Source organism: Burkholderia sp. BCC1999 (assembly GCF_905339975.1).
GTDB lineage: Bacteria > Pseudomonadota > Gammaproteobacteria > Burkholderiales > Burkholderiaceae > Burkholderia.
In genome coordinates this window covers 86,527-102,971 of record NZ_CAJPHP010000018.1, presented here as the reverse complement: position 1 = coordinate 102,971, position 16,445 = coordinate 86,527, and the positions used below count along the sequence as shown (strand labels likewise).

Below are 16,445 nucleotides of genomic sequence, written 5' to 3'. Positions count from 1 at the left end.
AATTTTGTCGTCAAACTTTATTTGATGCCCAAATACAAAGTTTGGAGGGTTTATTCAAATAATATTCCGGTAAGCACAAATCAAGTTTTTATTATTCAAATGGTAATTGATTTGTATGGGTATATTCGAAACCGGATATTAAACCCTTCCGACATGGATAAACGCATATTTCCCGCGCCGCAGCAAAAGTGACCGGCACCGGAGGCAACGAACCGAACGCATTCCGTCACCTCGCCAATGCCGGCAGCGGTCGTTCGACGCCCTCGTCACCAGTGTGGAATCGCGCCAACATCGCATGCGGCGACACGTCGATGGCATGACGCATTACTCGAAATATAAATAGGAATCCGATACAACACAGGCAAGATGAAGATCGATCAAATCATCACAATACCGCTTCGCATATCAAATTAACTGGTTTGAACAACACGCCTTTGACAGGCACGCACCCCTTCATCGGCGCGCACGCATGCGCGCCGCCCTCGCACGTCACCGCATTCGCCGCCCCATCAGGACAGCATCATCCCCTGCATCTTGTGCGAAAAATGCGCACGCTCGGCCGTCTCCATCAGCATCAGGAATTCGTCCTGCATCATGTGGATCAGGGCTTCGTGGTCGCCGGCCTCGAAATAGACTTCCGGCTGCTGCGCGAGACGTTCCTCGAGGAACGTCTTCATCCCGTACGCCATGCAGACCGGCGGCAACGCGCCCATGTCGCAATCCTTGAACAGCTCGCGCAATTCGACCTCCCGGGCGAGCACGAGATGGCGTCCCGTCTTCACCCAGAGATCCGACAGGCGCACCGCGTGCGTCGTCGGCAATACGGCGGCGACGTAGCCCTCGTCGTCCTCGAGGAGCACGGTTTTCGCGAGGCGATCGCCGGGGATATGCGCGGCGGCGGCCGTCTCCATGCTCGTATGGCTATAGGGGTGGTACACGACTTCGTACCGGGATGACTTCTGGCGCAGGCAATCCTGCAGGGTGGCTGATACAGGCATGGCACACCTCGTCTGGGCGAATCGGGCGAACGGAGTTCGCTCCGGATTTGTTCAGCATAGGTCGCATTCCGGCCAATGGAAACGCCGTCGCGCAGCACCGGCCCGAGTAGCCCGACACGCGGTTCCGCTTCCTGTTCGCGCGGTCCACGCGCTGTCGCCGGCATGTGAAATCCGTGCCCGGAATATGCTTGGCGGCCCCTCTTTTCCTGCAGACGAATTCGGCTAGAGAATATGGCGGCGCGAATACCCCCATCAATGTGCGGGCGCCGCAAAACCGGACCGTTAGTTGCGTTTATGCGGAAACGCAAACCGATACCGCGCGCATGACGTCACGCCGTCCGACGTGCGAAAGCCCGCCGCAGCGTCCGGCAAACCGCGCCGCCCAAGGCCGCACGGTGCCCTATACTGAGCCGGCCGCCCGCGATCCGGCGGCACCCACCCACTCCGGGAGCGATCATGCATTACCAGTTGATCTACGAACTTGTCGACGATTACCTGTCGCGGCGCGAACCGTTCCGTGCGCAGCATCTCGCGCTCGCGCAGGCCGCGACCGAGCGCGGCGAACTCGTGCTCGCCGGCGCGCTGGCGGAGCCGGCCGACCAGGCCGTGCTCGTATTTGAAGGCGATTCGCCGGAAGCGGCCGAATCGTTCGCGCGCGCCGATCCGTACGTGCAGAACGGCCTCGTGAAATCGTGGCGCGTGCGGCCGTGGCGCGTCGTGATCGGCAAACACGCGCCGCGCTAGGTGCGCGGCGCGCCTACAGCCACCCTGCCCGCTTGAAACGCCACCACAGCGCGAAGTCGGCGACGACCATCACCGCGATGCAGCCGTAGAAGCCGTATTTCAGGTGCAGCTCGGGCATGTTCGCGAAGTTCATCCCGTAGATGCCGGCGATCATCGTCGGTATCGCGAACAGCGCGGCGAACGAGCCGAGCCGCTTCGTCACTTCGCTCTCGGCGAGCGAAATCATCCCGAGGTTGACCTGGATCGCCGTGACGACCATCTCGCGGCGCCCTTCGATCGTCTTCACGATCCGCTGCAGATGGTCGTACACGTCGCGAAAATACGCGGCCATCCCGCTGCAGACTTGCGGAACGCGCCCGCCGGTCAGCTTCGCGAGCGGTTCCATCAGCGGCGCCGTGTGCTGGTACAGCAACACGAGCCGGCGTTTCAGCGAATAGAGATCCTCGATGATCGCGCGCGACGACGCCGGCGTCGCCTTCGCGAAGATGCGGTCCTCGAGTTCCTCGAGCTCGGCGCCAAGCGTTTCGAGGATCGGGAAATAGCGGTCGACGACCTGGTCCATCAGCGCATAGAACACGAATGCCGACCCTTCCTGCAGCAGATGCGGCTCGCGCTCGCAGCGCTTGCGCACCTCGCGGAAATCCTGCTCGCTATGGTTGCGGATCGACAGTACGTAGTTCGGGCCGACGAATACATTCAGTTCGCCGACCTTGAATTCACCGTCCTCGTCGAGCTCGACCGTATGCAGCACGGCGAACAGCGAATCGCCATATTCCTCGATCTTCGGCCGCTGATGCCCTTTGCGGGCATCCTCGAGGGCGAGCTCGTGCAGCCCGAACTCCTCGCCCATCAGGTCGATTTCCTCGGGCGACGGATCCTTCAGCGCGACCCACACGAAGCACTCGGGCTTCGACACGTAGTCGCTGATGGCGTCGATATCGATGTCGGCCAGTTTGCGGCCATCCTGGTATGCAGCGCAGTTGATCAGCATGTTGTCCGTGATGTTGCGATTTGCGCATCAGTTTACCGGTTTGCTGCGCGGACGGCCCGGCTTGCACGGCACGCCGATATTGGTCATGATCGGGCTGCGTGCGCTGCAGCACGCACACCGGGGTACTTCGACAGGCCCGCGGCACCTGCGTTGCGCGACGCACAACGCCCGCGCGGCCCGACCGTCAAGGAGGCAGACCTATGTGGTATTTCTCGTGGATACTCGGCATCGGCGTGGCGCTCGGCTTTGGCATCATCAACGCGATGTGGCTGGAAGCGGAAGTGTTCTCGCGCGGCGACAAGCCCAACGACGCGTCGAGCCCGCGGCCGGGAGGCAAGGCTTCGTGACGCATCTGGTGTTCTTCTGCGGTCATGCCGGCACCGGCAAGACCACGCTCGCGAAGCGGCTCATCGGGCCGCTGATGCGCGCGACCGGCGAAGCATTCTGCCTACTCGACAAGGACACGCTGTACGGGCGCTACAGTTCGGCCGCGATGGGCGCGCTCACGGAAGATCCGAACGACCGCGACAGCCCGCTCTACCTGAAGCACCTGCGCGATCCCGAGTACCACGGCCTGCTCGACACGGCCCGTGAAAATCTCGCGCTCGGCATCGGCGCGATCGTCGTCGGCCCGCTGTCGCGCGAAGTACGCGACCGGCGCATCCTCGACCGCGCGTGGCTCGGCATCGCGCCCGACATCGCGCTGACGGTCGTCTGGGTCCACACGTCGGAAGACGTCGCACACGCGCGGATCGTCGCGCGCGGCAACCCGAACGATGCGTACAAGCTCACTCACTGGGACGAATACCGGCAGCGCCGCTTCGTGCCGACCGGCCACGAATGCGACGGCATCGTGATGTTCGACAACACCGCGCCGTCCGACGCGGACGTCGACGCACTGCTGTATCGCATCGTGCCGCCCCCGCAACCCTCGACGATCGTCCCGCCGCTACCGGCCTGAGCGCGCCGCCCGGCCCGCTTCCCGCTTTCTGCTTCCCCAAAAAACAACGCCGGAAGCGCTGCTGCGCTCCCGGCGTCGTACGGCCCTCGTGCCAGAGGCTGGCGGTCGGTCAGGCAACCGCGTGCGCGCGCTCCATCGTGCCGCCTTCGTACAGCTTGCCGAAGCGGTTCGACAGGAACGCCTTCAGCGATACCTTTTCCTGCGGGATGAAACCGCTCTGCGGCAGCTTCTTCTCGCGGAACAGATCGAGCACCGCGCACATCGCGCCGGCCGTCGTGATCTGGATCGCGCTCATGTGCATCCCGCACACGTCCTTCGCGAAGATCTTGCGCGTGAACACGTCCTGCACGAGCTGGCCGTCCTTCACGCCCGTCACCGTGATGAACACGAGCACGACGTCCTGCTTCGTCGACGGCACCGCGCGGCGCATGATCGACTTCAGCGTGTCGCGGTCGGTCGACAGGCGCAGGTCTTCGAGCAGGAACTGCACGAGATCGCGGTGGCCCGGGTAGCGCACCGACTTGTAGTCGAGCGTCTCGACCTTGCCCGACAGCGTCTCGCACAACGTGCCGAGGCCGCCCGACGTGTTGAACGCTTCGTATTCGGTACCGTCGAGCGAGAAGTGCTCGAGGCCTTCGAGCGGCTGCACCCACTGCTTGCGGCCGTCGCGGATCGCTTCGCACGGCTGGCAGTATTCGTTGATCAGGCCGTCGACGCTCCACGTCAGGTTGTACTTCAACGCGTTGGTCGGATACTCGGGCAACGCGCCGACGCGCATCTTCACGTCGCGCACTTCGCTGAAGCCGTTCACCAGTTCATGCGCGGCGAGACCGATGAAGCCCGGTGCGAGGCCGCACTGCGGCATGAACGCACGGTCGGAGCCTTCAGCCAGTTCGCGGATCGCGTGGGTCGCGCGCACGTCTTCGGTCAGGTCGAAGTAATGGACGCCGGCGGCCTTCGCGGCAGCGGCGACGTTGACCGCGAGGTAGTACGGCAGCGCGTTGACGAGCGCATCGAAGCCCTTCACTGCTTCGCGAATCGCGTTCGCGTCGGCCGAATCGACCCGTTGCGTCGCGATGCCTTCGCGCGACAGCTTCGCGAGCGCATCCGCGTCGCGGTCGAACGCGACGACTTCGTAGTCGCCCGTTTCACGCAGCATGTGAGCAATGGTGTGGCCGATCAGACCTGCGCCGACGATGGCGATTTTCATGCGCTTATCTCCTGATGATGGGTTGGTGTTGTGAACGGCGTTGAGCCATGAACACAGTTTAGGGACGCGCAAAATCAGTTCCAAGACGAAGAATGATGCGAAACGACTGATAATTTCGACGTTATGACGACACTTTTCGTCGAAACGTCGAAACAGGGGTTTTTCACCCGCCGTCGGCCCGCTATGGCTGGCCTAAGTCTCGCGATTCAGACTGCATGCCGATCACCCGATTTCCAAGGAGGCATCGCATGCAATCCCTGCCCGTCAACCGCACGTCGCACTGGCTGAACAAGGTGCCCGACGTTGCGCTGTCGTTCTGGATCATCAAGATCATGTCGACCACGGTCGGCGAAACCGGCGCCGACTTTCTCGCGGTCAACGCGGGCCTCGGCCAGAACGTCACGTGCATCGCGATGGCGTCGCTGCTCGCGATCGCGCTGTGGCTGCAGTTGCGCACACGCCGCTACGTGCCGTGGATCTACTGGCTCACGGTGGTGCTCGTCAGCATCGTCGGCACGCAGATCACCGACCTGCTCACCGACGGCCTGAACGTCAGCCTCTATGCGAGCACCGCCGCGTTTGCCGTCGCGCTCACCGCGATCTTCTTCGTCTGGCATCGCGTAGAAGGCACGCTGTCAATCGAAACGATCGTCACGCCGCGGCGCGAGTTGTTCTACTGGGCCGCGATCCTCTGCACGTTCGCGCTCGGCACCGCCGCCGGCGATCTCGCGACCGAGGCGCTCGGGCTCGGCTTCACGCTCGGCGCGCTGTGCTTCGGCGCATTGATCGCGGCCGTGTTCGCGATGTGGCGGCTCGGCGCGAACGCGGTGCTGGCGTTCTGGATCGCCTACATCCTGACGCGCCCGTTCGGCGCGTCGCTCGGCGATCTGCTCACGCAGGCCCGCACGTATGGCGGGCTCGGTTTCGGCGCCGCGTGGACGAGCCTGCTGTTCCTGACCGTGATCGTGCTGCTCGTCGCCGTCGCGCAATTCGGCAGCGGCGCGCACACGCGTGCCGGCGCCGCCGAATGACACCCTTTTCCTTCCGTTCATTGCATCGAGGACACCCCATGCCCATCCCGAATTCCGTTTCCCGTCTCGTCACGGCCGCAGCCGCGATTGCCCTGCTCGGCGCCGCCGCCGGCTGCTCGAAGCAGCAGGATGCGAACGCATCGACTCCGGTGCCCGCAACGGCCGCCGCTTCGTCCGCCGCGCCCCGCGCGTCGAAGCTCGGCGATCTGTCGCAGTTCCGCACGATCGCCGCCGACGTGAACACGCTGGTCGGCAAGGGCGACCTGCCCGGCGCAAAAACACGCATCAAGGATCTGGAGATCGCGTGGGATTCGGCCGAGGCCGGCCTCAAGCCGCGTGCGGCCGCCGACTGGCACATGGTCGACCAGGAAATCGACCGTGCGCTCGCCGCGCTGCGCGCCGACCATCCGACCCAGGCCGATTCGGCCGCCGCGATGAAGAACCTGCTTGCCGCCTTCGACCGGTTCGGCAGCCATTAAGCGCAGATCGGCGATGGGCCGGGCGCGCCGCGCGTGACGCGCGCGCCGGAATCGCATACGCTGGCGGCGATCGCGCGGCACGGAGAACACGCATGCGAATACTGCTCGTCGAGGACGACCCGATGATCGGCGAGGCCGTCCATGCCGCGCTGAAGGATGCGTCGTACGCCACCGACTGGGTCACCGACGGCGGGCACGCGCTGACCGCGTTCGCCGCGCAGCCCTACGACCTGGTCCTGCTCGACCTCGGCCTGCCTGGCCGCGACGGGCTCGACGTGCTGGCCGGCATCCGCGTGAAGGACACCGGCACGCCGCTGCTGATCGTCACCGCGCGCGACGGGCTCGACGATCGACTGCGTGGCCTCGACGGTGGCGCCGACGACTACATCGTGAAGCCGTTCGACATGGCCGAACTGCTCGCACGGATTCGCGTCGCGATCCGGCGCCGGGCCGGTTCGGCCGCGCCGCTGCTGGGCAACGGGATCGTGTCGCTCGACCCGGCGACGCGCGAGGCAACCGTCGACGGACAAGCGCCGGTCGCGCTGTCGAACCGCGAATTCTCGCTGCTGCGAGCGCTGCTGGTGCGCCCCGGCGCGATCCTGTCGCGGCGTGAGCTCGAGGATCGCCTGTACGGCTGGGGAGAAGAAGTCGAAAGCAACGCGGTCGAATTCTTGATCCATTCGCTGCGCCGCAAGCTCGGCAGTACCGTGATCAAGAACGTCAGGGGGGCGGGATGGATGGTTTCAAGAAACGCCTGAACGAGTCGATCGGGTTCCGCCTGTCGGTCGCGCTGTCGGCCGCGATCCTCGTCGTCGCGACAGTCGCGGCCGCGTTTGCGTTTTCATCGGCATTCGACGAAGCGCATGAATTGCAGGACGATGTACTGCGCGAGGTCGCGACGCTGCTCGATCGCCAGCGCGCGCCTGCGGCGCATGCAGCGGGCACCGGGCCCGCACGCGAAAGCGACGAACTGTCGCGCGTGATCGTGCAGCCGCTCGGCGGCGATCCGCAACCACACACCGACGGCTCGCCCCGGCTCGCGCTGCCGCCGACGCTCGCCGACGGGCTGCATACGGTCGATGCGGGCGGCAATGCCTATCGCGTGATGGTCCGCACGTTCGAGAACGGCGAGCGCATCGCGGTCGCGCAGGAGGCCGGCATGCGCGACGACGTCGCGCGCGAGAGTGCATGGCGCACTGCGCTGCCGCTGCTGATCCTCGTGCCGATCCTGCTGCTGCTCGTTGCCGATCTCGTGCGCAAGCTGTTCCGCCCGGTCGCCGCGCTGTCCGCCGGGATCGACGCACGCGACGAACACGACCTGCGCCCGGTATCGGCCGAGCACGTGCCGGTCGAGGTGCGGCCATTCGTCGTCGCGATCAACCGGATGCTCGCGCGCGTCGCGCAATCGGTCGATACGCAGCGCCGCTTCGTCGCCGATGCGGCCCACGAGCTGCGCTCGCCGCTCACCGCGATGTCGCTGCAGGCCGAGCGCCTGGCCGACACCGATCTGCCGGACGATGCGCGCGCGCGGCTCGCCGCGCTGCGCAGCGGGCTCGACCGCAGCCGCCACCTGATCGGGCAGCTCCTCGCGCTGGCGCGTGCGCAAAGCGCGCCGGCCGCCCCGCCCGGCGCCGTCTCCGTGCATGCGATCTATCGCCGCGTGCTGGAAGACCTGATGCCGCTCGCCGATGCGAAGACGCTCGACATCGGCATCGACGACGGCCCGGACGCCCGCGTGCCCGCCGACGAACTCGAACTCGTGTCGCTGGTCATGAACCTGGTCGACAACGCGATCCGCTACACGCCGGCCGGCGGTCGCGTGGACCTGTCGACGTCAGGCACGGACACGCACGCGTGCGTGACGATCATCGACAGCGGGCCGGGCATCGCGCCGCAGGAACGCGAGCGCGTGTTCGATCCGTTCTACCGCGTGCCCGGCAACGCGCAGATCGGTTCGGGGCTCGGCCTGTCGATCGTGAAGATCCTCGCGGACCGGATGGGTGCCGACATCACGCTCGCATATGCGGACGAACCGGCTTCGCGCGGGTTGCGCGTATCGGTGCGGATTCCGCTCGCGCGGCCGTCAGGCGCGGCGCAGCCCCGCGACCGGACCGACGGCTGATTGGTCCGCTACGCGCGACCGGAGCGTCAGCCGCCGATCGTCCCGCGATCGATCTTGCGCGACAGGATGATCGACGTCGTCGTGCGCTCGACGCCTTCGAGCGTGCCGATCTGGTCGAGCAGGTCGTTGAGCCGTTCGGGCGAATCGGCGCGCAGCCACGCGACGTAGTCGTACTCGCCGCTCACCGCGCACAGCAACTGCACTTCGGGCATCCGGTCGAGCTTGCGCAATACGTCCTTGCCGAACTTCGGCGTGAGGATGATGCCGACATACGCGTAAATGCTCGCGTCGAGCACGTCCTGCCCGAGCCGGACGCTGTACCCGGCGATCACGTTGGTGCGTTCGAGCCGCGCGATGCGTGCGACGACCGTCGTGCGCGCAACGTCGAGCTGGCGCGCGAGATCCGCGACACTGGCGCGCGCATCGGCTTGCAGCAGCGCGACGAGTTGCCGGTCGAGATCGTCGAGTTGGTCGAGGCGGGGTGGACGCATGAGGCTGGGCCGGTGCGCGACGCGCCGGCTGAGTGGAAGGTGACGCGATGATAGCGCCGAACGCCGGTGCGCCCAACCGGCATCGCCCGGGTTCGAACCTTTCAATTTCGATTCGTATCGGATGTAAGCAAGTGTCGCATTCACCGCTGCACTGCACGCAACGTGCTACTAATAGCATGCGACGCGAGATGCGCGCTTGCGGCAGTTGCCGCCGCGCCCGCTCGCACGACACCACCCCGGAGAGCCAACCATGAAGAAAATCTCGCTCACCCTCGCTACGCTCGTCGTTGCAGCCAGCGCGTTTGCGCAAACCCCGGCCCAGCCGCAAGCGCCCGCCCAGGCCGCGGCCACGACGGCCGCTGCGTCGGCCCCGAGCGCCGAGCAGCGCGCGGCACACCACGAAGCGCGCATCGAGCAGCGCATCAAGTACCTGCACGACCAGCTGAAGATCACGTCGGCGCAGGAACCGCAATGGAAGACGTTCGCCGATACGATGCGCGACAACGGCGCGACGATGGGCCGCCTCTACAGCGAACGGATGGCCAAGCACGACGTCTCCGCGATCGACGACATGAAGCAGTACGCGGAACTGTCGCAGGCGAACGCCGACGGCGCGAAGAAGCTCGCCGACGCCTTCGCGCCGCTCTACGAGAGCTTCCCGGCCGAGCAGAAGGCGCTGGCCGACACGACGTTCCGCAGCTGGCTGCACCACGGCGGCGAGCACCGCGGCAAGGGCAAGGCGAAGGGCAAGGAAGGCAAGGCGGCAGCCGCGCCGGCCGCCAGCGCACCCGCACAGCCCTGACGCCCACTCCGCCGACGCCGTACCTGCCCGCCCGGGCCGGACGGCGCCGCGCGTCTGTCGGCGATCGGCGCGCCACACGGCGCGCCGAATTCGGGATAAGCTCCCGGCTTTTCCAGCTTTCCCGCACCTCCCCGCCATGCTCGAACTCAAGCACCTCGACCTGCGTACCGATCCGCAGGCCCGTCGCGTCGTCAAGGACGAAACCGTCGCCGTGGCTTTCGCGGATGCCGATGGCGAACTGATGAGCCTCGAAGGCCCGAACCGCTATGTGGCGGGCGATGCGCTGATCACCGGCTCGACCGGCGATCGCTGGGTCGTGTCGCGCGCACGCTTCGACGCCAAATACCTGCCCGCCGATCCGGCACTCGCGCACGGCGCGCCGGGCGCCTACCGGAACCGGCCGGCCGTCGTGCTCGCCCGCCGGATGGACGAGCCGTTTGCGATCGCCCGCTCGGAAAACGGCGACACGCTGCGCGGCGTCGCCGGCGACTGGGTCATGCAATACGCGCCCGGCGACTATGGCGTCGTCCAGGCGCAGCGCTTCGCGCAGGTCTACCGCGACGCATGATCCGCCGCGCCGGCACGAGGCCGGCGCCGTCGCTCACGCAAAGTCTTCGTCGAGTTCGAGTTCCGCGTCGCGCTCGACGGCCTCACCGGCCGCGTGCCGCTCCTCGAGCGACCCGAGCATCGCTTCCGTATAGGCATGCAGCACCGCATGGCTGCGCGCGCGCTGCATCGGCTTGAGCACCAGGTAGCGCGCCAGCGCCGCCGGCACGATGCGGATCGCGAGCGTCATCCGCTTCGGCGTCGCGCCGAAACGCATCGCAAGCCAGTGCACGGACAGGAAACGCCCGCGCGCATCGCTGCTTTCGGCAAAGCGCGTCTGCTCCGGGAAGAGATCGCAGATCACGCGCGCGAGCACGTCGAATTCCGCGCTCTGGCATTCGATCAGATAGTCGTCCATTGCGCTCTCCCGTCAGGCCGCCGCACGCGACGGCCGGCACGTCTTCACCAGCACGACGACCAGCACCGCGGCCATCACGAAATACGCGGCCTCGACCCACGCGGCCGGCAGCACGCGCACCTGGTACAACAGCGTCGGCGCGGCCGCCAGCGCATGCAGCACGATCGCCAGCGGCAACACGGCCGCGCGGCCGGCGCGCACGCCGCGCCAGACCAGCACCGACAGCGCGAGCTGCACCGCGAACGCCGCGCAGCGTTCGAGCAGCAACAGCAGGATCGACTGTGCCGACAACGTGGCGAGCATCATGTGCAGCCGCACCACGGTGTCGACCGGCAGATCGGACAGTTGCGTCTCGAGCTGGCCGCGGCTCGCGAGCCACGCGAGATACGACCACTGGCCCCACACGAGCACGCCGACGAACCAGGCTTCGGCACCGGCGTGACCGATCCCGTAGCCGATCCCGCGACCGTCGCCGGCCGATTCGCCATAACGACGGTTCAGGAAACGCATCCCGAGATAGCGGCCGACTTCCTCGAATACGGCGGTCGCGAGCGCGCCGTACGCGACGAACGCAAGCGGCTGCGTCAGCCAGCCGTCCTCCGGCGTGTGGCTCAGCACGAGCCCGTGGAACGCGCGCTCGACGATCATCGCAAACAACGTGAAGACGGCGACACCGACGATCGTGTCGCGGCGGTTGAGCGCAAGCGGCTTGCGCAGGATGCGGTAGAGGACGAGCGGCAGCAGCGCGATGATCAGCGTGGCGGCGATCAGCAGCGCCAGCGTGACGGGAGCGACAGTCATGTATTTCCTTGTTCGGGGCAGCGCACCTGACGCGCTGCGTGCCCCGAATGATACTCAGCTTGCGGTCGACGCGCGCGCACACAGCTCGCCGGGCAGCATCGCGACCCGCACGTCGCCCGCCGCGCCGTCGATCCGCTCGTGCACGAACTCGACGGCCTTGTAGCCGATTTCGTAGGTCGGCTGACGGATCGTGGTGATGCCGATCAGCTCGGCCCATTCCGGATCGTCGATCGACAGCAGCGCCGCCTTCTGCTGCCACGCAGCGCCGAAACGCGCGCGCAGGTGGCGCGCGATCGCGAGCGCGACCGGCGCGTTCGCGGCGAACAGCGCCGCGCGCACGCCACGCCGTGCCGCGTCGTCGATGCGGGTGTCGACGTCGGCAAGCGCCGCCGCGGCGGCATCGGGCGCGTTCAGGTCGAGCACGACCGTCGGCGGCACCGGCAGCCCGCGCGCGTCCAGAGCCGCACGGAACGCGGCCTCGCGCACGCGCCGCGAGCTGACGCGCTCGAACGGCTGCACGACGAAATGGATCGCGTCGAAGCCGTGTTCGACCAGGTGCGCGAGCGCCATCTCGATCGCATCGGCGTTGTCGAGACCGATCAGGTCGGCCTCGAAGCCCTCGACCGTCCGGTCGACGAGCACGGCCGGGATGCCCGCGCCGCGCAGCGGGCGCAGCACGTCTTCGTCGGCGCCGAGCGCGTTGACGATCAGCCCTTCGACACGGTAGGTCGTGAGCAGCTGCAGGAAGCGCCGCTCCATCTCGACCTCGTTCGCCGCGTGACAGATGAGCGGCATGTAGCCGAGCGCATGGCACGCAGCCTCGACGCCCTGCAGCACTTCGACGGTGTAAGGATTGGTCAGGTCGGCCGCGAGCATGCCGAGCAGCCGGTTGCGGCCGCGCTTGAGCCCGCGCGCCATCTGGTTCGGCCGGTAGTTGAGCCGCGCGATCGCGGACTCGATCCGCTGGCGCAGATCGACGGACAGCACATGCGTCTCGCCGTTCAGATAGCGCGAAACGCTGGTCTTGCCCGTGCCGGCCTCGCGCGCGACGTCGCTGATCGTCGCCGGACGCGTCGTGGAAGGTTGCGAATCGGTCACTGTCGTGCCTCGCGACGTACGATCCGCGCCGCTTCGTGAGCAGACGGACCTTTGTTGTTGGAAACGTAAGCCACCCGGCGGACTCCTCTGTCTGAGCGCTTCTGCGCCTGCGCTGGCCCCGTGTCTGGCGGTCGATCCGCGCAAGTCAGTCGCGTGCAACGGCAGTCGGCCGCCCGGACCTGGCGCGGATCCCCGCCGCGCGACGCCACCGGCAGTGTAGCCGGGCCGTCGATGCGACGAGAGCGGGCGATCATAACGCAGCCAGCCCTCCCGCACCACGATCATCGACTCTAACCGCGCCGGCGCCGCACCGACCGGTTGCCCGAGGCCGCTCAGGCGTGTGCGAGCGCGTCCGGATTGACGAGATTCGTGCGCAGCGTGCCGGCCAGCGCGCCGACCAGGTTTTCCGCGGCGCAGCGCGCCATCGCATGGCGCGTCTCGTGCGTCGCCGAGCCGATATGCGGCAGCGCGACGACATTCTTCATCTGCAGCAACGGCGAATCCGCCGGCAGCGGCTCCTGCTCGAACACGTCGAGCCCCGCGCCACGGATCGTGCCCGCGCGCAGCGCGTCGGCCAGCGCGGCTTCGTCGACGACGGGCCCGCGCGACGCGTTGATCAGGATCGCGCCACGCTTCATCTTCGCGAATTCGGGCGCGCCGATCAGGTGACGCGTGTCCGGCGACAGCGGCACCTGCAGGCACACGAAATCCGACTGCGCGAGCAGTTCGTCGAACGTCACGCGCCGCGCGCCGTATTGCGTCTCGGCTTCAGCGTTCGCCGAGCGGTTCGCGTACAGCACCTGCATCCGGAAGCCGAGCGCCGCGCGGCGCGCGACCGCGCCGCCGATCCGCCCGAGGCCGACGATGCCGAGCGTCTTGCCCTGCACGTCGGTACCGTACAGGTCGGGGCCGATGCTGCGATGCCAGTTCCCGGCCTTCACCCACTCGGCCAGTTCGACCACGCGCCGCGCGGACGCCAGGATCAGCGAAAACACCGTATCGGCGGTCGACTCGGTCAGCACGTCCGGCGTATGCGCGAGCACGATGCCGCGGCGCGTCAGATCGGCGACGTCGAAGTTGTCGTAGCCGACCGAGATCGTCGACCACGCCTTCAGCCGCGGCGCGCGGTCGAGCATCTGCGACGTGACCTTCAGGCTCGCGCCGATCGCGCCGTCCGCGTCGCCGAGTGCCGCGGCCAGTGCGTCGGCGCCGTCGGCCTGCACGACGTCCGCATGCTCGCGCAGGTACGCGAGAACGTCATCGGGCAGCGGCTTGTACGCGACGATACGGGGCTTCATGTTTCATTTTCCTTGCAGCGGCGCGGCGAGCGGATGCGCATCGCGCGCCTGGGGTTTGACGGACAGCGTGAGGATCACCGCGGCGACGAGCGCGGCGCTCATGAATGCATACGACGCGACGGGCGACCCGGTCGCACCGTTCAGGTAACCGACGAAGTACGAGCCGACGAACGAGCCGAGCGCGCCCATGCTGTTGATCAGCGCCATTGCGCCACCGGCGACGTTCTTCGGCAGCAGTTCCGGCACGATCGCGAAGAACGGGCCGTACGGCGCATACATCGCGGCGCCCGCGACGACCAGCAGCGCATACGAGATCCAGAAATGCGACGAGCCGAGCGCGTACGACGCGGCGAACGCAGCCGCGCCGATCAGCAGGAACGGCCACACGAAGCCGCGGCGCGAGCCGACCTTGTCGGACGCCCACGATGCCGCGATCATCGCGATCGTCGCCGCGAGATACGGCAGCGCGGACAGCCAGCCGGTCGCGACCATCCCGAGGTCGGAACCGTTCTTGACGATCGACGGCAGCCACAGCACGAAGCCGTACACGCCGATGCTCCAGCAGAAATACTGCGCGCACAGCTTGATCACGGCCGGCGAGCGGAATGCCTCGCCATAGTTGCGCACGGGCTTGATCGCTGCCTGCTCGGCCACGAGCGCGGCGTCGAGGTCGCGTTTTTCCTGCGCGGTGAGCCACGGCGAATCGGCCGGCTTGTCCTGCACGAGGAACCACCAGCACACGGCCCAGATGACGGCCGGCACGCCTTCGGCGATGAACATGTGGCGCCAGCCGAATTCATGCACGAGATAACCCGACACGATCGACATCCACAGCACCGTGACCGGGTTGCCGAGGATCAGGAACGTGTTCGCACGCGAGCGCTCGTTCTTCGTGAACCAGTTGCTGATGTAGATCAGCATCGCCGGCATCACGGCCGCCTCGACCACGCCGAGCACGAAGCGGATCGCCATCAGCGACGGGATGTTGCTGACCACGCCCGTGAGCGCCGCGCAGCCGCCCCACAGGATCAGGCTGACGAACACGAGCTTCTTCACGCTGCGGCGTTCCGCATAGATCGCACCGGGGATCTGGAAGAAGAAGTAACCGAGGAAGAACAGCGCGCCGATCAGCGACGACAGGCCCTTGCTGATCCCGAGGTCCTGGTTGATGCCGGCCGCCGCCGCGAACCCGTAGTTCGCGCGATCGAGGTAAGCGAGGCTGTACGTGATGAAGACGATCGGCATGATCGTCCACCAGCGTCGGGCTGCAAGATTGGCTGCCATGAGAGTGTCTCCGTATGTCGGCCGGACCTGGCGCTTCAGCGCCCGGCACGGCCCCATCCTTTAGGGAGTCGGCCGGGCCTGGCGCTTCAGCGCTGGTTCCGGCCTCGAACAAAACTACGTGTGCGTCGCGCACGAAATGGATCCGCGGATTGTGCCGTGTCCGGCCTCTCATTGCGCGGTGACGGTTTCCTCTAAGCGATCGGCGCGATTGCTGACATTTTCGAGCCGGTCGAGGGCTTCACGCGTCGGCAGCCCTTCCGAATCGCCGATCACCTGGATCGCGAGCGCGCCGATCCGGTTGCCGCGCGCGACGGCCTGCTCGACGCTCCGGCCTTCCAGCAATGCGCTGACCACGCCGACCGCGAAACCGTCGCCGGCGCCGACCGTGTCGACCACCCGCTCGACACGCTCGCCCACGACCGTGCCCTCGCGGCCGTCAGCCGTGCGGAAATACGCGCCTTGCGCGCCGAGCTTGATCACGACGCCACGCGCGCCCTGTGCGAGATAGAAGCCCGCGATGTCGGCAGGCGTGTCGTGCCCGGTGAGCTGCCGCCCTTCGGCGAGGCCCGGCAGCACCCAGTCGGCGAGCGTCGCGAGCGCGTTCAGCGTCTTCGCCATCACGTCGGCGGACGGCCACAGCGTCGGGCGCAGATTCGGGTCGAACGAGATCCTCTTGCCGGCCGCGCGCATCTCGCGCGCGAGCCGGAACGCCAGCTCGCACGACGTCGCGGAAATCGCCGGCGCGACGCCCGTCAGGTGCAGGTGGCGCGCGCCGAGCACGTAGTCGGCCACGTAGTCGTCGCACGACAGGTGGCTTGCGGCCGAGCCCTTGCGGAAATATTCGACGGTCGGATCGCTGCCGTCGTCGTTGCGCGACTTCAGCTGGAAACCGGTCGGGTAACGCGGATCGACGGTCACGCACGACGCATCGATGCCTTCGCGCGCCAGCGTGTCGAGCACGTAGCCGCCGAACGAATCGCTGCCCACGCGGCTCATCCAGCCGACCCGGAAGCCGAGCCGCGACAGGCCGATCGCGACGTTCAGGTCGGCGCCCGCGATCCGCTTCGTGAATTGCCCCGCGTGCGCGAGATGGCCGGGCTCGGTCGCGACGAACATCGCCATCGCCTCGCCGTAGGTCACGACATCGAGTGCTGCTTTCATGAATGAACTC

19 protein-coding genes are annotated in these 16,445 nt (G+C 67.0%); 9 read left to right on the top strand and 10 right to left on the bottom strand.

Going from position 1 to position 16,445, the window contains the following annotated elements; all coding sequences use genetic code 11:
* Positions 1-509: 509 nt before the first annotated feature.
* Positions 510-998, bottom strand: coding sequence for an aminoacyl-tRNA deacylase (locus U5809_RS24765; protein WP_059234117.1), 489 nt, complete (start codon positions 996-998; stop codon positions 510-512).
* A gap of 456 nt (positions 999-1,454) precedes the next feature.
* On the opposite strand from U5809_RS24765, the gene U5809_RS24760 reads away from it, so the two are divergent.
* On the top strand, positions 1,455-1,742 hold the full coding sequence (locus U5809_RS24760) for a YciI-like protein (protein ID WP_176047942.1): 288 nt from the start codon (positions 1,455-1,457) through the stop codon (positions 1,740-1,742).
* 13 nt (positions 1,743-1,755) lie between these two features.
* On the opposite strand, the gene corA is transcribed toward U5809_RS24760, so the two are convergent.
* Complete coding sequence (corA, locus tag U5809_RS24755; RefSeq protein WP_322088452.1) at positions 1,756-2,733, bottom strand: magnesium/cobalt transporter CorA; 978 nt, start codon at positions 2,731-2,733, stop codon at positions 1,756-1,758.
* A 200-nt stretch (positions 2,734-2,933) separates the two neighbouring features.
* Between corA and cydX the strand changes: the two genes are divergently transcribed.
* Entirely contained in the window at positions 2,934-3,080 is a 147-nt protein-coding gene (gene cydX, locus U5809_RS24750) for a cytochrome bd-I oxidase subunit CydX (protein WP_176047940.1), read from the top strand.
* Complete coding sequence (locus U5809_RS24745; protein WP_282505064.1) at positions 3,077-3,694, top strand: AAA family ATPase; 618 nt, start codon at positions 3,077-3,079, stop codon at positions 3,692-3,694. Before cydX ends, U5809_RS24745 begins: the two co-directional genes overlap by 4 nt.
* 109 nt (positions 3,695-3,803) lie before the next feature.
* Here the strand turns inward: U5809_RS24745 and U5809_RS24740 are convergent, their stop codons facing one another.
* Positions 3,804-4,904, bottom strand: coding sequence for a saccharopine dehydrogenase family protein (locus tag U5809_RS24740; RefSeq protein WP_043182990.1), 1,101 nt, complete (start codon positions 4,902-4,904; stop codon positions 3,804-3,806).
* Positions 4,905-5,152: 248 nt separating this feature from the next.
* Between U5809_RS24740 and U5809_RS24735 the strand changes: the two genes are divergently transcribed.
* The 4 genes from U5809_RS24735 (at position 5,153) to U5809_RS24720 (ending at position 8,536) form a co-directional block, all read left to right on the top strand.
* Complete coding sequence (locus U5809_RS24735) at positions 5,153-5,935, top strand: hypothetical protein (protein WP_322088451.1); 783 nt, start codon at positions 5,153-5,155, stop codon at positions 5,933-5,935.
* A 38-nt stretch (positions 5,936-5,973) separates the two neighbouring features.
* Positions 5,974-6,414: a hypothetical protein gene (locus U5809_RS24730; RefSeq protein WP_322088450.1), complete on the top strand. Its 441-nt coding sequence runs from the start codon at positions 5,974-5,976 to the stop codon at positions 6,412-6,414.
* Positions 6,415-6,506: 92 nt separating this feature from the next.
* The gene (locus U5809_RS24725) at positions 6,507-7,172 is read left to right on the top strand and encodes a response regulator transcription factor (protein WP_322088449.1); all 666 of its coding nucleotides are present in this window, start codon (positions 6,507-6,509) and stop codon (positions 7,170-7,172) included.
* Positions 7,148-8,536, top strand: coding sequence for a HAMP domain-containing sensor histidine kinase (locus U5809_RS24720; RefSeq protein ID WP_322088448.1), 1,389 nt, complete (start codon positions 7,148-7,150; stop codon positions 8,534-8,536). The genes U5809_RS24725 and U5809_RS24720 overlap by 25 nt, the downstream gene beginning before the upstream one ends.
* A gap of 26 nt (positions 8,537-8,562) precedes the next feature.
* Here U5809_RS24720 and U5809_RS24715 read toward each other — a convergent pair whose 3' ends face one another.
* Positions 8,563-9,027: an Lrp/AsnC family transcriptional regulator gene (locus U5809_RS24715; protein ID WP_006481526.1), complete on the bottom strand. Its 465-nt coding sequence runs from the start codon at positions 9,025-9,027 to the stop codon at positions 8,563-8,565.
* Positions 9,028-9,277: 250 nt separating this feature from the next.
* Between U5809_RS24715 and U5809_RS24710 the strand changes: the two genes are divergently transcribed.
* Both U5809_RS24710 and U5809_RS24705 read left to right on the top strand, forming a co-directional pair.
* Complete coding sequence (locus U5809_RS24710) at positions 9,278-9,829, top strand: Spy/CpxP family protein refolding chaperone (RefSeq protein ID WP_176047934.1); 552 nt, start codon at positions 9,278-9,280, stop codon at positions 9,827-9,829.
* A 136-nt stretch (positions 9,830-9,965) separates the two neighbouring features.
* On the top strand, positions 9,966-10,397 hold the full coding sequence (locus U5809_RS24705) for a PGDYG domain-containing protein (RefSeq protein ID WP_282505072.1): 432 nt from the start codon (positions 9,966-9,968) through the stop codon (positions 10,395-10,397).
* 33 nt (positions 10,398-10,430) lie between these two features.
* Here U5809_RS24705 and U5809_RS24700 read toward each other — a convergent pair whose 3' ends face one another.
* The 6 genes from U5809_RS24700 to U5809_RS24675 form a co-directional block, all read right to left on the bottom strand.
* Positions 10,431-10,793: a DUF3022 domain-containing protein gene (locus tag U5809_RS24700; RefSeq protein WP_322088447.1), complete on the bottom strand. Its 363-nt coding sequence runs from the start codon at positions 10,791-10,793 to the stop codon at positions 10,431-10,433.
* A gap of 12 nt (positions 10,794-10,805) precedes the next feature.
* Positions 10,806-11,594, bottom strand: a complete 789-nt coding sequence (locus tag U5809_RS24695) for a YhfC family intramembrane metalloprotease (protein WP_322088446.1) — start codon at positions 11,592-11,594, stop codon at positions 10,806-10,808.
* 54 nt (positions 11,595-11,648) lie between these two features.
* On the bottom strand, positions 11,649-12,692 hold the full coding sequence (locus U5809_RS24690) for a LacI family DNA-binding transcriptional regulator (RefSeq protein ID WP_322088445.1): 1,044 nt from the start codon (positions 12,690-12,692) through the stop codon (positions 11,649-11,651).
* A gap of 332 nt (positions 12,693-13,024) precedes the next feature.
* Entirely contained in the window at positions 13,025-13,990 is a 966-nt protein-coding gene (locus U5809_RS24685; protein WP_322088444.1) for a D-glycerate dehydrogenase, read from the bottom strand.
* A gap of 3 nt (positions 13,991-13,993) precedes the next feature.
* Positions 13,994-15,274, bottom strand: coding sequence for an MFS transporter (locus tag U5809_RS24680; RefSeq protein ID WP_176047928.1), 1,281 nt, complete (start codon positions 15,272-15,274; stop codon positions 13,994-13,996).
* Positions 15,275-15,442: 168 nt separating this feature from the next.
* Positions 15,443-16,435 (bottom strand): sugar kinase, encoded by a 993-nt coding sequence (locus U5809_RS24675; protein WP_322088443.1) that lies wholly within the window; start codon positions 16,433-16,435, stop codon positions 15,443-15,445.
* Between the last annotated feature and the right edge of the window lie 10 nt (positions 16,436-16,445).